The organism is Streptomyces sp. RLA131 (assembly GCF_056270125.1).
In genome coordinates this window covers 6,013,453-6,026,569 of the sequence record NZ_JBWDOQ010000002.1, presented here as the reverse complement: position 1 = coordinate 6,026,569, position 13,117 = coordinate 6,013,453, and the positions used below count along the sequence as shown (strand labels likewise).

General features: G+C 70.8%; 14 protein-coding genes, 5 tRNA genes and 1 pseudogene. 4 read left to right on the top strand and 16 right to left on the bottom strand.

The features are described from left to right. Positions 1-32 precede the first annotated feature (32 nt). Genes RWE79_RS28275 through RWE79_RS28265 form a run of 3 tightly spaced genes read right to left on the bottom strand, consistent with a single transcriptional unit; the run spans position 33 to position 2,913 of the window. A complete protein-coding gene (locus RWE79_RS28275) occupies positions 33-1,172 on the bottom strand; it encodes a D-alanine--D-alanine ligase family protein (protein ID WP_475942885.1) in 1,140 nt (379 codons plus the stop codon). 26 nt (positions 1,173-1,198) lie between these two features. After that, entirely contained in the window at positions 1,199-2,200 is a 1,002-nt protein-coding gene (locus RWE79_RS28270) for an NAD(P)H-dependent glycerol-3-phosphate dehydrogenase (RefSeq protein ID WP_475942884.1), read from the bottom strand. After that, positions 2,197-2,913 (bottom strand): lysophospholipid acyltransferase family protein, encoded by a 717-nt coding sequence (locus RWE79_RS28265; protein ID WP_475942883.1) that lies wholly within the window; start codon positions 2,911-2,913, stop codon positions 2,197-2,199. The genes RWE79_RS28270 and RWE79_RS28265 overlap by 4 nt, the downstream gene beginning before the upstream one ends. Positions 2,914-3,044: 131 nt before the next feature. On the opposite strand from RWE79_RS28265, the gene cofC reads away from it, so the two are divergent. Both cofC and RWE79_RS28255 read left to right on the top strand, forming a co-directional pair. Beyond that, a complete protein-coding gene (gene cofC / locus RWE79_RS28260; protein ID WP_475946157.1) occupies positions 3,045-3,722 on the top strand; it encodes a 2-phospho-L-lactate guanylyltransferase in 678 nt (225 codons plus the stop codon). Between the two features lie 10 nt (positions 3,723-3,732). Further along, complete coding sequence (locus RWE79_RS28255) at positions 3,733-3,951, top strand: hypothetical protein (protein ID WP_475942882.1); 219 nt, start codon at positions 3,733-3,735, stop codon at positions 3,949-3,951. Between the two features lie 71 nt (positions 3,952-4,022). Here the strand turns inward: RWE79_RS28255 and RWE79_RS28250 are convergent. The 4 genes and pseudogenes from RWE79_RS28250 to leuC all read right to left on the bottom strand — a co-directional run bounded on the left by RWE79_RS28250 (position 4,023) and on the right by leuC (position 7,129). Continuing rightward, positions 4,023-4,647 (bottom strand): annotated as a pseudogene (locus RWE79_RS28250) (HU family DNA-binding protein). Between the two features lie 123 nt (positions 4,648-4,770). After that, a complete protein-coding gene (locus tag RWE79_RS28245; protein WP_475942881.1) occupies positions 4,771-5,004 on the bottom strand; it encodes an SCO5555 family protein in 234 nt (77 codons plus the stop codon). Positions 5,005-5,116: 112 nt separating this feature from the next. Beyond that, positions 5,117-5,710, bottom strand: coding sequence for a 3-isopropylmalate dehydratase small subunit (gene leuD / locus RWE79_RS28240; protein ID WP_475942880.1), 594 nt, complete (start codon positions 5,708-5,710; stop codon positions 5,117-5,119). A 6-nt stretch (positions 5,711-5,716) separates the two neighbouring features. Next, positions 5,717-7,129, bottom strand: coding sequence for a 3-isopropylmalate dehydratase large subunit (gene leuC, locus RWE79_RS28235; RefSeq protein ID WP_475942879.1), 1,413 nt, complete (start codon positions 7,127-7,129; stop codon positions 5,717-5,719). A gap of 175 nt (positions 7,130-7,304) precedes the next feature. Between leuC and ndgR the strand changes: the two genes are divergently transcribed. Then, positions 7,305-8,021 carry an IclR family transcriptional regulator NdgR gene (gene ndgR / locus RWE79_RS28230; RefSeq protein ID WP_127356438.1) on the top strand — a complete coding sequence of 239 codons (717 nt, stop codon included), beginning with the start codon at positions 7,305-7,307 and terminating at the stop codon, positions 8,019-8,021. Positions 8,022-8,063: 42 nt separating this feature from the next. Here the strand turns inward: ndgR and RWE79_RS28225 are convergent, their stop codons facing one another. Next, positions 8,064-8,567 carry a DUF4188 domain-containing protein gene (locus RWE79_RS28225; RefSeq protein ID WP_475942878.1) on the bottom strand — a complete coding sequence of 168 codons (504 nt, stop codon included), beginning with the start codon at positions 8,565-8,567 and terminating at the stop codon, positions 8,064-8,066. A 159-nt stretch (positions 8,568-8,726) separates the two neighbouring features. Between RWE79_RS28225 and RWE79_RS28220 the strand changes: the two genes are divergently transcribed. Continuing rightward, positions 8,727-9,455, top strand: coding sequence for a MerR family transcriptional regulator (locus RWE79_RS28220; RefSeq protein ID WP_475942877.1), 729 nt, complete (start codon positions 8,727-8,729; stop codon positions 9,453-9,455). Positions 9,456-9,499: 44 nt separating this feature from the next. On the opposite strand, the gene RWE79_RS28215 is transcribed toward RWE79_RS28220, so the two are convergent. From RWE79_RS28215 to RWE79_RS28180, 8 genes are all read right to left on the bottom strand, one after another. Further along, positions 9,500-9,572, bottom strand: a tRNA-Glu gene (locus RWE79_RS28215). Between the two features lie 31 nt (positions 9,573-9,603). Then, a tRNA-Gln gene (locus RWE79_RS28210) sits at positions 9,604-9,675 on the bottom strand. A gap of 12 nt (positions 9,676-9,687) precedes the next feature. Then, positions 9,688-9,760, bottom strand: a tRNA-Glu gene (locus RWE79_RS28205). 33 nt (positions 9,761-9,793) lie between these two features. Further along, positions 9,794-9,866, bottom strand: a tRNA-Glu gene (locus RWE79_RS28200). A 21-nt stretch (positions 9,867-9,887) separates the two neighbouring features. Then, positions 9,888-9,959 (bottom strand) — tRNA-Gln (locus RWE79_RS28195). A gap of 88 nt (positions 9,960-10,047) precedes the next feature. Next, entirely contained in the window at positions 10,048-10,794 is a 747-nt protein-coding gene (locus RWE79_RS28190; protein ID WP_475942876.1) for an HAD family hydrolase, read from the bottom strand. A 6-nt stretch (positions 10,795-10,800) separates the two neighbouring features. Continuing rightward, positions 10,801-12,288, bottom strand: a complete 1,488-nt coding sequence (gltX, locus tag RWE79_RS28185) for a glutamate--tRNA ligase (protein WP_475942875.1) — start codon at positions 12,286-12,288, stop codon at positions 10,801-10,803. Then, positions 12,281-13,072 carry a fumarylacetoacetate hydrolase family protein gene (locus tag RWE79_RS28180; RefSeq protein ID WP_475942874.1) on the bottom strand — a complete coding sequence of 264 codons (792 nt, stop codon included), beginning with the start codon at positions 13,070-13,072 and terminating at the stop codon, positions 12,281-12,283. The genes gltX and RWE79_RS28180 overlap by 8 nt, the downstream gene beginning before the upstream one ends. Between the last annotated feature and the right edge of the window lie 45 nt (positions 13,073-13,117).

Here is a 13,117-nt window from a genome sequence, read left to right as displayed (position 1 = left end):
GTGGGACGGCCCACGACCCGCGGGCGGAGCCGTCAGCGCAGGCCGGTCGGGCGCCGCAGCGCCGCCTGGAGGAGCAGGTCGACCAACTCCGGGTAGGAGACGCCCGACTCCTGCCACATGCGCGGGTACATCGAGATCGGGGTGAAGCCGGGCATCGTGTTGATCTCGTTGATGACGAACTCACCGGAGTCGAGCAGGAAGAAGTCCGCCCGGACCAGTCCCTCGCACGACGCCGCCTCGAAGGCGGCCACGGCCAGCCGCTGCACCTCCGCCGTCTGGTCGGCGGTCAGCGGCGCCGGGACCAGGCCCTCGGCCGAGTCGATGTACTTGGCCTCGAAGTCGTAGAACGCGTGGGCGCTGACGGGCGGGATCTCGGCGGGCACACTCGCGCGCGGGCCGTCCTCGAACTCCAGGACGCCGCATTCGATCTCGCGGCCGCGCAGCAGCGCCTCGACGACGACCTTGGGGTCGTGGCGACGGGCTTCCTCGATCGCCTCGTCGAGGCCGGCGAGCGAGTCGACCTTGCTGATGCCGAAGGAGGAGCCGGCCCGGGCGGGCTTCACGAAGAGCGGCCAGCCGTGCACGGCCGCCAGGTCGACGATCTTCTTGCGGGCGGCGGCCGGATCGTTCTCCCACTCGCGGGGGCGCACGACGGTGTACGGGCCGACCGGGAGACCGAAGGAGGTGAAGACCCGCTTCATGTACTCCTTGTCCATGCCGACGGCCGACGCCAGGACGCCGGAGCCGACGTACGGCGTCCCGGACAGGTCCAGCAGGCCCTGGAGGGTGCCGTCCTCGCCGTACGGGCCGTGGAGCATCGGGAAGACGACATCGACGTCGCCGAGGGCCTTGGGCACGGAGCCGGGTTCGCAGTAGACGACCTCGCGGCTGCCGGGGTCGACCGGGAGCAGCACGGAGCCTTCCTCGGCCTCGGCGAGCTGGTCGACGCTGGGGTGACGGCGGTCGGTGATCGCCATCCGCTCCGGGTCGTCGGCGGTCAGTGCCCAGCGGCCGTCGGTGGTGATGCCGATGGGCAGCACGTCGTATTTCGTGCGGTCGATGGCGCGCAGGATGGCACCGGCGGTCACGACGGAGACGCCGTGCTCGGAGCTGCGGCCGCCGAAGACGACCGCGACGCGCGGCTTGCTTTTCGAAGAAGGCTGGTTGCTCATGTCGTCCTGACCTTACCGTCTCCGCCTCAGCGTTCGGACTTGGCGGAGCGGGACATCAGCTCTTTCACCGCCACGGCGGGCTGCTTGCCGTTGTGGACGATGTCGACGACGGTCTCGGTGATCGGCATGTCGATGCCGTACCGGCGGGCCAGATCGGCCACGGACTCGCAGGACTTGACGCCCTCGGCGGTCTGCCGGGTGACCGCGATGGTCTCCTCCAGGGTCATCCCGCGCCCCAGGTTGGTGCCGAAGGTGTGGTTGCGCGACAGCGGCGAGGAGCAGGTGGTCACCAGGTCGCCCAGGCCCGCGAGGCCGGAGAAGGTGAGCGGGTCGGCGCCCATGGCCACTCCCAGGCGGGTGGTCTCGGCCAGGCCTCGGGTGATCAGGGAGCCCTTGGTGTTGTCGCCCAGGCCCATGCCGTCGGCGATGCCGACAGCCAGCCCGATGACGTTCTTGACCGCGCCGCCGAGTTCGACACCCACGACGTCGGTGTTGGTGTACGGGCGGAAGTACGAGGTGTGGCAGGCGGTCTGCAGCCGCTTGGCGACCGCCTCGTCGACGCAGGCGACCACCGAGGCGGCGGGCTGGCGGGCGGCGATCGGCTTGGCGAGGTTGGGCCCGGACAGCACGGCGACGCGCTCGGGTCCGGCCTTGGCGACCTCCTCGATGACCTCGCTCATCCGCTTGGTGGTGCCCAGTTCGATGCCCTTCATCAGGCTCACCAGGACGGCGTCGGACGGCAGCAGCGGCGCCCACTCCGCGAGGTTGCCGCGCAGGGTCTGCGACGGTACGGCGAGTATGACGAACTCCGCGCCGCGGGCGGCCTCGGCCGGGTCGGTGGTGGCCCGGATCGCGGTCGGCAGCTCGATGCCGGGCAGGTAGTCGGGGTTGGTGTGGGTGGCGTTGACCGCTTCCGCCAGTTCGGGGCGGCGGCCCCACATGGTCACCTCGGCGCCGGCGTCGGCGAGCACCATGGCGAAGGCGGTGCCCCAGGAGCCGGTTCCGTACACCGCGCAGCGCGTCGTCACGTGGAGTTCCCCTTCTGGTTGCGCGGGTCGAAGCGTACGGCGGGCGCGGGCTCGCCGCGCAGCCCGGCGAGTTCCCCGCTGATGGCCGCCATGATGACGTCGGTCACTTCCCGCAGCACCTCGGGCGTCGGGTCAGTGCCGTAGTACGGGCTCAGGTCGACCGGCGGTCCGGCGCTCACCAGAAGCGTCTTGCGCGGGAACAGATGTGGTTTGCCGTAGGGCGGCAGGGCCTTGTTCGCCCCCCACTGCGCGACGGGCACGACCGGGGCCTTCGTGGCGAGGGCGACCCGGGCGACACCGGTCTTGCCGACCATCGGCCAGTGGTCGGGATCCCGGGTGAGGGTGCCCTCGGGGTAGAAGGCGACGCACTCGCCCCGGTTGACGGCGTCCACGGCGGCGCGGAAGGCGTTGGCGGCGTCGGTGGACTCGCGGAACACCGGGATCTGGCCGGTGCCGCGCAGCATCATGCCGACGAAGAAGACGTCGAAGAGAGTGGCTTTCGCGAGCAGGCGGGGAACGCGTCCGGTGTTGTACTGGAAATGCGCGTACGACAGGGGGTCGAGGGCGGAGTTGTGGTTCACCGCGGTGATGAATCCGCCGTCGGCCGGAATGTTCTCCATTCCGCGCCAGTCCCGGTTGAAGAGAAGAAGAAGCGGTGGTTTCGCGATGACAGCTGCGAGCCGGTACCAGAAGCCGATTCTGCGGCGGGACACCAGAACTTCCTCCTTGTTGCCTGCGGCGGCGCGGCGGACCAGTGTCGCCGGTAGGCCAACCGTAACGCCAGGGCGGATGCCGGTCGGCGGTGGCTGCGCGCCCCGAGCACAATAGTTCGGTGTCCCCACCTGTGGAATGGTCCCTCGTCGTCCCGCTCAAGCCGCTCGCCGTGGCCAAGAGCCGGCTGGCCGACGCGGTGTCCCCGGGCCCGGTGCGGGCCGGGCTGGCGCTGGCCTTCGCGCTGGACACGGTGGCGGCGGCGCTGGCGTGCTCGGCGGTGCGGGACGTGACGGTTGTCACCGACGACCCGTTGGCCGGTACGGAACTGGCCGCCCTCGGGGCGCGGATCGTGCCCGACGAACCGTCGGCCGGCCTCAACGCCGCGCTGCGGCACGGGGCGGCCGCGGTCCTGGCCGCGCGGCCGGGTGCCGCGGTGGCGGCGCTCAACGCCGATCTCCCCGCCCTGCGCCCCGCGGAGCTGCGCCACGTGCTCGACGACGCGGCGGCCGGCGGGCTCCGGGCCTTCCTGGCCGACGCCGCCGGCATCGGCACCACGCTCCTCGCCGCCCCGCCCTCGGCGCCGTTGGCTCCCGCCTTCTCCGGCCGCTCCCGGGCCCGGCACCTCGCCTCCGGGGCCCGGGAGATCACCCTGACCGGTGTGGACTCCGTACGCCAGGACGTGGACACACCGGCCGATCTGCGCGTCGCGCTCGCCCTGGGCGCCGGGCCGCGCACAACCGCCTCGGCCGCCCGGCTGGAGCCGCCGCGCGTGCCGTCGCACGGCGGCCGGCGCCGGAACGGGCACTAGGCTCAAGCGCATGCAGGCGACCGCGTACACGTACGACCCCGACAGCCGGTCCGGCAGCGTGCTGCTGGACGACGGCACCCCGCTGCCCTTCGACGCGGCGGCTTTTGACGCCGGGGGGCTGCGGCTGCTCCGGGCCGGGCAGCGGGTGCGGATCCGTACGGAGGGCAGCGGTGACGCCCGCCACGTGGTGTTCGTGACCCTGCAGACCTTCCCCGACCCCCAGGGCTGAGGCTGCCCGCGCACGCGGCGCGGGCCGGGCTCCCTGGTGGGGGCCCGGCCCGTCGCGGCCTGCGGGTACGGTCAGCGGCTGACGGCGCGTTTGGTCGCCGTCTTGCGCCCGGCCGACTTGGCGGGGGCCTTCTTGGCGGTCGCCTTCTTCGCCGGGGCGGTGGTCTTGGCCGTGGTCTTCTTGGCGGCGGCCTTCTTGGCCGTGGTGGCCTTCTTGGTCGCGGCGGTGGTCCGTCTTGGCCGCCGCGGTCTTCTTGGCGGCCGTGGTCCTGGCGGTGGCCGCGGTCTTCTTCGCGGCGGCCTTCTTGGCGGTGGTCTTCTTCGCCGCGGCCTTCTTGGTGGTGGCCTTGGCGGTCACCCCGCCCGACAGGCTGCCCTTGGGCGCCTTCTTCACCGAGACCTCGCCGCCGCGGGGAAGCTTCTTGGTCCCGCTGACCAGGTCCTTGAAGCCCTGACCGGCGCGGAAGCGCGGTACGGAGGTCTTCTTGACCCGGACCCGCTCCCCGGTCTGGGGATTGCGGGCGTAGCGGGCGGGACGCTCCACCTTCTCGAACGAGCCGAATCCGGTGACCGAGACCCGGTCCCCTGCGACAACCGCACGGACGATCGCGTCCAGGACCGCGTCCACCGCGTCCGCCGCGTTCTGCCGACCGCCGACCTTGTCGGCAATCGCTTCAACGAGCTGCGCCTTGTTCACGTCTTCCCCTTCGGAACTTTGCCCGGCGATTGGGTTCGGGCTTTTTCGCACGCTAGGCGGATATATACCGCAAATCAAATACGAAACGGGCGAATCACCCTTGTGCCGCAACGAACTCGGCGCTCAGGAAGAGCCTTGATCGGGGAATCGGCCTTCATCGAGGTCCTTCATCAGAGCATCCAGACGCCTTGCCGCACCTGCGAGATCGTGCTTCGCCGCGGCGGTGATGACGAGGAGTTTCCGGCTCAACTGAACCCGGGTCTCCTCCGGCACTTGCAGACCCGCCACCCGGGTGTGGGCCTGCTTCAACCTGGCAGCGAGGGACGCGTACAGCATGAGTTGGTGTTCGCGTTCCATGCGCCAATTGTGTCATCTGAGGCGAGTTGTCGCCCAGGACCGGGCCGAACAGACCGCAGCGCCCCCGGCCGGTCGGCCGGGGGCGCTGCGGTTCTGCCAGGTCAGACGGGCGTCAGGCGCTCAGCGTCCGGGGTTTGAAAGAGGGGCGCTTCGCCTCGAACGTGGCGATGTCGGCCTCGTTGCCCAGGGTCAGGCTGATGTCGTCCAGGCCGTTGAGCAGCCGCCAGCGGGCGTTGTCGTCCAGTTCGAACGGCGCGGTGATGCCGTCGGCCCGAACTTCGCGTGCCTCCAGGTCGACGGTGATCTCGGCGGTGGGGTCGGCCTCGGTCAGCTTCCACAGCTGTTCGACCGTCGCCTGCGGGAGGATCACGGTGAGCAGGCCGTTCTTCAGCGAGTTGCCGCGGAAGATGTCGGCGAAGCGGGAGGAGATCACGGCCTTGAAGCCGTAGTTCTGCAGGGCCCAGACGGCGTGCTCGCGGGAGGAGCCGGTGCCGAAGTCGGGGCCGGCCACCAGGACGGTGGCACCGGCGCGCTCGGGCTGGTTGAGGATGAAGGCCGGGTCCTTGCGCCAGGCCTCGAACAGGCCGTCCTCGAAGCCGTTGCGGGTGACCTTCTTCAGCCAGTGGGCCGGGATGATCTGGTCGGTGTCGGCGTTGCTGCGGCGCAGCGGGACGGCCCGGCCGGTGTGGGTGGTGAACGCTTCCATGACTGGTCAGGCCTCCACAGGAGTCAGGTCGGAGGGCGAGGAGAGGGTGCCGGTGACGGCGGTGGCGGCGGCGACCTGCGGGGAGACCAGGTGGGTGCGGCCGCCCTTGCCCTGCCGTCCCTCGAAGTTGCGGTTGGAGGTGGACGCGGAGCGCTCGCCAGGGGCGAGTTGGTCCGGGTTCATGCCCAGGCACATCGAGCAGCCCGCGTGACGCCATTCGGCGCCGGCGGCCTTGAACACCTTGTCCAGGCCTTCTTCGACGGCCTGCAGGGCGACGCGTACGGAGCCGGGCACGACCAGCATGCGCACGCCGTCCGCGACCTTGCGGCCCTCGACGACGGCGGCGGCGGCGCGCAGGTCCTCGATCCGGCCGTTGGTGCAGGAGCCCAGGAAGACGGTGTCGACCTTGACCTCGCGCAGCGGCGTACCGGCCTCCAGGGCCATGTACTCCAGGGCCTTTTCGGCGGCCATGCGGTCCGACGGGTCCTCGAAGGAGGCCGGGTCCGGGACGGTGGCGCTCAGCGGGGCGCCCTGGCCCGGGTTGGTGCCCCAGGTGACGAACGGGGACAGGGATGCGGCGTCGATGACGACCTCGGCGTCGAAGACGGCGTCCTCGTCGGTCTTCAGGGTCTTCCAGTACGCGACGGCGGCGTCCCAGTCCTCGCCCTCGGGCGCGTGGTCGCGGCCCTGGAGGTAGTCGAAGGTGGTCCGGTCCGGGGCGATCATGCCCGCCCGGGCGCCGGCCTCGATCGACATGTTGCAGATGGTCATCCGGGCTTCCATCGACAGCTTCTCGATGGCCGAGCCGCGGTACTCGATGACGTAACCCTGGCCGCCGCCGGTGCCGATCCGGGTGATGATCGCCAGGATCAGGTCCTTGGCGGTGACCCCGTCGGGCAGTTCGCCGTCGACGGTGATGGCCATGGTCCTGAAGGGCGCCAGCGGCAGCGTCTGGGTGGCCAGGACGTGCTCGACCTGCGAGGTGCCGATGCCGAACGCCAGCGCGCCGAAAGCGCCGTGGGTGGAGGTGTGGCTGTCGCCGCAGACCACCGTCATGCCGGGCTGGGTCAGGCCGAGCTGCGGGCCGACGACGTGCACCACGCCCTGCTCGACGTCGCCCAGCGGGTGCAGGCGGACCCCGAACTCGGCGCAGTTCTTGCGCAGCGTCTCCAGCTGGGTGCGCGAGACCGGGTCCGCGATCGGCTTGTCGATGTCCAGGGTCGGGGTGTTGTGGTCCTCGGTGGCGATGGTGAGGTCCAGACGGCGCACCGGGCGGCCGTTCATCCGCAGGCCGTCGAAGGCCTGGGGGCTGGTGACCTCGTGGAGCAGATGCAGGTCGATGTAGAGGAGGTCGGGCTCGCCTTCGGCGTGCCGGACGACATGATCGTCCCAGACCTTTTCCGCGAGTGTCCTACCCATCGCTTTCCCTCCGACCGGCCGCATTGCCGGCCAACTCGTCCGATGCACTGGTTCTCCGGATTCCCCGGGCGGGGCCCTTGTGGGGCGGAGGCGCCATTGCGTTGTGTTTCAAGCGTGACGCCTTCTCCGGAAAATTGAACTTGCGTTTCACAGAGTGAGACGCGAGTATCGTTGCATGGACAACAGTAGTGGCGTCGGCGTTCTCGACAAGGCGGCTCTGGTGCTCAGCGCACTGGAGTCCGGCCCGGCCACCCTGGCCGGTCTCGTCGGCGCCACCGGGCTGGCCCGCCCCACCGCGCACCGCCTGGCGGTCGCCCTTGAACACCACCGTATGGTGGCGCGCGACATGCAGGGCCGCTTCATCCTCGGCCCCCGGCTCTCCGAGCTGGCCGCCGCGGCCGGTGAGGACCGGCTGCTGGCCACGGCCGGCCCGGTGCTCACGCACCTGCGGGATGTCACCGGCGAGAGCGCGCAGCTCTACCGCCGCCAGGGGGACATGCGGATCTGCGTGGCCGCCGCGGAACGGCTCTCCGGGCTGCGGGACACCGTCCCGGTGGGTTCCACGCTGCCCATGAAGGCCGGCTCCGCCGCCCAGGTACTGATGGCCTGGGAGGAGCCCGAGCGGCTGCACCGCGGTCTCCAGGGTGCCAGGTTCACCGCCACGGCGCTGTCGGGCGTACGCCGCCGTGGCTGGGCCCAGTCGATCGGCGAGCGCGAGCCGGGCGTGGCCTCGGTGTCGGCGCCGGTGCGCGGGCCCTCCAACCGCGTGGTGGCCGCCGTCTCCGTCTCCGGCCCCATCGAGCGCCTCACCCGCCACCCGGGCCGCATGCACGCCCAGGCCGTCATCGACGCCGCCGGACGGCTCTCGGAGGCCCTGCGCCGCAACGGCTAGGGCCGTGGCCGCGGAAGGTCACCGGCGCGCCGGTGAACCTCGTCAGTGCTCGGAGACCGACGCCTCCCGCGCGAGACGTTCCTCGGCACTCTCGCCGCGCTGGGCGACCGGGATGACCCCGGTGGCCGCCGCGAGGCCGTAGGCGGGCATGTCGAAGTAGATCGACTCATAGGAGCCGGCGGGCACCACATAGGTCTCGTGCCAGATGCCGACCCGCCCCCGGCTGGCCCGCGCGAAGCGGTTGAAGGCCACCCAGGCCGGGTGGTGCAGCCGGTCCTGGTCGGCGGCGAAGGCGAGCAGCTTCTCCTTGGACTCCCAGTACTGGACCACGTAGTACGTGCGCGGGTCGGCGGTCAGCAGGTGATGCGCGAGCAGCCCGCTGTCGCTGTCCTGCGACAGCTCCCGCAGCATGCGCGGCATGGCACGGAAGACCGGGAGCCAGTTGTGCACCGCCCAGAAGCGGTTGATGCGCATTCCGATCAGGAAGACCACGACATCACTGTCGGCGGCGGCGGTCCAGCGGCCCGGAATCGGCTTGGCACTCATGAGGATCCCCCCTGTACGCAGACATGCGGAGACATGCGGAGACGTGCGGAGACGTGCGGAAGCTGTGCGGAGCTGTGCTGACACATACGGACCCGAGCATTGGATAGCCGCACTATCCATGCTTGGATCGTTGCACTCTCCAAGGAAGGGTGCAAGAGCATGCGGCTGGCGGAGCTGAGTGAGCGCAGCGGGCTCTCCACCACCACGATCAAGTACTACCTGCGCGAGGGTCTGCTGCCGCCCGGCCGCCGGATCACCGCCACCCAGGCCGAGTACGACGAGGGGCATCTGCGCCGGCTGCGCCTGGTGCGCGCGCTGATCCAGATCGGCCGGGTGCCGGTGACCACCGCCCGCGAGGTGCTGGCGGCGGTGGAGGACGAGTCCCTGGACCAGCACACCCGGGTCGGGGCCGCGGTCTGGGCGCTGCCGCACGGCCCGCAGGAGACGCGCGAGGACGAGCGGGACGACGAGCGGGAGGATCCGGCGGCGGTTGCCGCGCGGGGTGAAGTCGAGCGGCTCGTGGACGAGTTGGGCTGGCCCTTCACCCGCGCCGTCGGTGAGCTCTCGCCCTCCTACCGGATGCTGGTGTCGGCCGTCGCGGCCATGAACAGGTTCGGATACCCCGTGACCCGCGGGCATTTGCTCCCCTACGCCCGGCTGGCGGCCCGACAGGCCGTGCACGACCTCGACTTGATCGAGGCGTACGGCACTCCCCTGGGTCAGGTCGAGGCCGCCGTGGCACTGACGGTGCTGTCGGAACCCGTACTGCTCGCGCTGCGCCGGATGGCGGCGGCCGAGGAGTCCAACCGGCGCTTCGGCGACGAGGAACCCGATGAACACGAGGAACATCAGGAAAAGCAGGAAAACCAGGAACACGGCCGTCGATAGCGCGAAGGGCCCGGCGCCATCGGCGCCGGGCCCTTCGCTTCACGTACCCCCGACCGGATTCGAACCGGCGCTACCGCCTTGAGAGGGCGGCGTGCTAGGCCGCTACACAACGGGGGCAAGCACATGTCGTACTACTGCGGATACTGCGCTGGGGTACCAGGACTCGAACCTAGACTAAATGAACCAGAATCACTCGTGCTGCCAATTACACCATACCCCATGGCCTGTCAAGTACCCCCGACCGGATTCGAACCGGCGCTACCGCCTTGAGAGGGCGGCGTGCTAGGCCGCTACACAACGGGGGCCCCAGCCGGATCACTCCGCGAGGAGAGATCCCGTACCCCCGACCGGATTCGAACCGGCGCTACCGCCTTGAGAGGGCGGCGTGCTAGGCCGCTACACAACGGGGGCTTGCACTGCGAAATTGATGCGCTGGGGTACCAGGACTCGAACCTAGACTAACTGAACCAGAATCAGTCGTGCTGCCAATTACACCATACCCCACCAAAACTCAACCCCCACATGGGGGGTTTTGTTTGGTTACGCTCTCCGGCCTGGCCTTTCGGCCCTCCCGGGCGGCGCAGGAAGAACATTACCCGATGGGAGACGGGGCTCCAAAACGGGTATCGCCCGCCAGGAGTGCGGGCAGTTCGGCGAGCCCGGTGATACGTCGCAGGTCGGGGTGCGGGTCCGGCGTTTCCGGCGCGGCGCCGGGGCGGCCCCGGTCAAGCCAGATGCCGGTCAGACCGGCGGCGTCCGCGCCGCGCGCGTCCGTGTCGGCCCGGTCACCCACGTACGCCACCTGGTGCGGCGGCAGTGCGAGCGCGTCGCAGCCGGCGAGGAAGGCCTCCGGCGCGGGCTTGGCCCAGCCCAGCTCGGCGGAGCAGAGCAGCACCTCGAAGCGGTCGCGCAGACCGAGCATGCGCAGCCTGGGCTCCTGCTGGGCGGCGCTGGAGTTCGACAGGACACCGTGCCGGTAGCCGGCGGCGGCCAGTGCCTCCAGGGCCGGCGCGACATCGGGGAAGGCGGGCCGGCCGGCGGCTTCGAAGTGCGCCCGGTAGCGGTCGAACCACGCGTCGGCCTCGGCGTCGGGCACCGCCGGGCCCAGGAAGTGCCGGGCGCGGGCGCGGCGCTGGCCGGCGAAGGTCAGTTCCCCGGACACGAACCGGGCGTAGTGGAACTCCATCACCTCACGCCAGAGGCCGAGGGCGCGCTCGGGACCGCCGTGCGCGGCGAGCAGGCCCTCGGCCTCGAAGTGCGCGAGCGCGCCGGCCCGCTCCGTCCCGGTGTAGTCGAAGATCGTGTCGTCGAGGTCCCAGAGCACGGCGCGGACCGGCATACGCGGTCAGCCGCCGAGCTTCGCCAGCGCCGCGTCGATCCGGGCCAGGGTGCGGTCGCGGCCCAGGATCTCCAGGGACTCGAAGAGCGGCAGGCCGACGGTGCGGCCGGTGACGGCCACCCGGACCGGGGCCTGGGCCTTGCCGAGCTTGAGGCCGTGGCTCTCACCGGCGGCGAGCACCGCGTTCTTGAGGGCCTCGGCGTTCCAGTCGGCCGCGGCGAGGCCGGCGCGGGCGGTACCCAGCAGGGCGGCCGCGGCCGCGCCGTCCTTCATCGCCTTCTGCCAGGACGGCTCGTCGTGAACCGGCTGGTCGAGGAAGAGGAAGTCGACGTTGGCGGTGATGTCGGACAGCACCGTCAGCCGGCTCTGGGCGTGCGGGGCGATGGCCTCGAAAGCCGCCTGGTCGTACGCCTCGGGCGCCCAGTTGGCGTGCGGGGCCCGCAGCCAGGGGTCGCAGGCCTCGATGAAGGCCTTGACGTCGAGCCGGCGGATGTGGTCGGCGTTGATCGCCTCGCACTTCTTGAGGTCGAAGCGGGCCGGGTTGGCGTTGACGTCCTTGATGTCGAACGCGGCGACCATCTCGTCCATCGTGAAGATGTCCTGGTCGGCGGAGAAGGACCAGCCCAGCAGGGACAGGTAGTTCAGCAGGCCCTGGGGCAGGAAGCCGCGCTCACGGTAGACGTTGAGGGAGGCCTGCGGGTCGCGCTTGGAGAGCTTCTTGTTGCCCTCGCCCATGACGTACGGCAGGTGGCCGAACTCCGGGACGGTCCTGGCGATGCCCAGTTCGCTCAGCGCCGCGTACAGCGCGATCTGGCGCGGGGTGGAGGACAGCAGGTCCTCGCCGCGCAGCACATGGGTGATCTCCATGAGCGCGTCGTCGACCGGGTTGACCAGGGTGTAGAGCGGGGCGCCGTTGGCCCGGACGATGCCGTAGTCGGGCACGTTGTCCGGGGTGAAGGTCAGCTCGCCGCGCACCAGGTCGGTGAAGGTGATGGGGTGGTCGGGCATCCGGAAGCGGACGATGGCGGTGCGGCCCTCGGCCTCGTACCCGGCGATCCGCTCGGCGGTGAGGTCACGGCAGTGGCCGTCGTAGCCGGAGGGGCGGCCGGCCGCGCGGGCCGCGTCGCGGCGCTCGTCGAGCTCCTCGGTGGTGCAGTAGCAGCGGTACGCGTGGCCGGCCGCCTGGAGGCGGCGGGCGACGTCGGCGTAGATGTCCATCCGCTGCGACTGGCGGTAGGGCGCGTGCGGGCCGCCGATCTCGGGGCCCTCGTCCCAGTCGAAGCCGAGCCAGCGCATGGAGTCCAGCAGCTGCTGGTACGACTCCTCGGAGTCGCGCGCCGCGTCGGTGTCCTCGATGCGGAAGACCAGGGTGCCCTGGTGGTGCCGGGCGAAGGCCCAGTTGAACAGGGCGGTACGGACCAGGCCCACGTGGGGGTTGCCGGTCGGCGAGGGACAGAAACGTACGCGGACGTTCGATGAGGGTGCGCTAGCCACGCTTGATCACCTTGTTGGTGAGAGTGCCGATGCCTTCGATGGTGACGGCGACCTCGTCGCCGACGTCGACCGGGCCGACGCCGGCCGGGGTGCCGGTGAGGATGACGTCGCCGGGGAGCAGCGTCATGGCCTCGGTGATGGTGACGATCAGGTCCTCGATGGAGTGGACCATCTGGCTGGTGCGGCCTGCCTGGCGCAGCTCGCCGTTGACGGTCGCGGTGATCGCCAGGTCGGAGGCGGCCGCGATGTCCAGGCCGGTCTCGATCCACGGGCCGAGCGGGCAGGAGGAGTCGAAGCCCTTGGCCCGGGCCCACTGCTTCTCGGCCCGCTGGGTGTCGCGGGCGGTGACGTCGTTGGCGCAGGTGTAGCCGAGAATGACGTCCTTGACCCGCTCGCGCGGCACCTCGCGGCACATCCGGCCGATGACGACCGCCAGCTCTGCCTCGTGGTGCACCTCGTTGGAGAAGGTGGGGTACACGATCGGGTCGCCGGGGCCCACCACCGAGGTGGACGGCTTGAAGAACGCCCACGGCGAGGCGGGCACCTCGTGGCCCAGCTCGGCGGCGTGCTCGGCGTAGTTGCGGCCGATGGCCACGACCTTGCTGGGCAGGACGGGCGGCAGCAGCCTGACCTTGCTCAGCGGGACCTTCGTCCCGGAGAGCTCGAAGTCGGCGAACGGGACGCCCTTGATGATGTCGAGGACGAGGCCGTCGGGCACGGAGTCCGTGCCCTCGACCGCGCCGAAGGCGACATTGCCGTCGATGGAGAACCTGGCGATGCGCACGGGAAGCTGCTGCCCCTCACTGGGTGCCGGAGACTGATGCTCCAG

What these genes read in the sequence shown, in the direction of transcription:
- RWE79_RS28190 (WP_475942876.1), bottom strand. Translation starts at nt 10,794, where the DNA reads ATGCCGGTCCGCGCCGTGCTCTGGGACCTCGACGACACGATCTTCGAC.
- RWE79_RS28275 (WP_475942885.1), bottom strand. Translation starts at nt 1,172, where the DNA reads ATGAGCAACCAGCCTTCTTCGAAAAGCAAGCCGCGCGTCGCGGTCGTC.
- RWE79_RS28220 (WP_475942877.1), top strand. Translation starts at nt 8,727, where the DNA reads ATGCGGCTGGCGGAGCTGAGTGAGCGCAGCGGGCTCTCCACCACCACG.
- leuD (WP_475942880.1), bottom strand. Translation starts at nt 5,710, where the DNA reads ATGGAAGCGTTCACCACCCACACCGGCCGGGCCGTCCCGCTGCGCCGC.
- RWE79_RS28225 (WP_475942878.1), bottom strand. Translation starts at nt 8,567, where the DNA reads ATGAGTGCCAAGCCGATTCCGGGCCGCTGGACCGCCGCCGCCGACAGT.
- RWE79_RS28245 (WP_475942881.1), bottom strand. Translation starts at nt 5,004, where the DNA reads ATGGAACGCGAACACCAACTCATGCTGTACGCGTCCCTCGCTGCCAGG.
- ndgR (WP_127356438.1), top strand. Translation starts at nt 7,305, where the DNA reads ATGGACAACAGTAGTGGCGTCGGCGTTCTCGACAAGGCGGCTCTGGTG.
- leuC (WP_475942879.1), bottom strand. Translation starts at nt 7,129, where the DNA reads ATGGGTAGGACACTCGCGGAAAAGGTCTGGGACGATCATGTCGTCCGG.
- RWE79_RS28255 (WP_475942882.1), top strand. Translation starts at nt 3,733, where the DNA reads ATGCAGGCGACCGCGTACACGTACGACCCCGACAGCCGGTCCGGCAGC.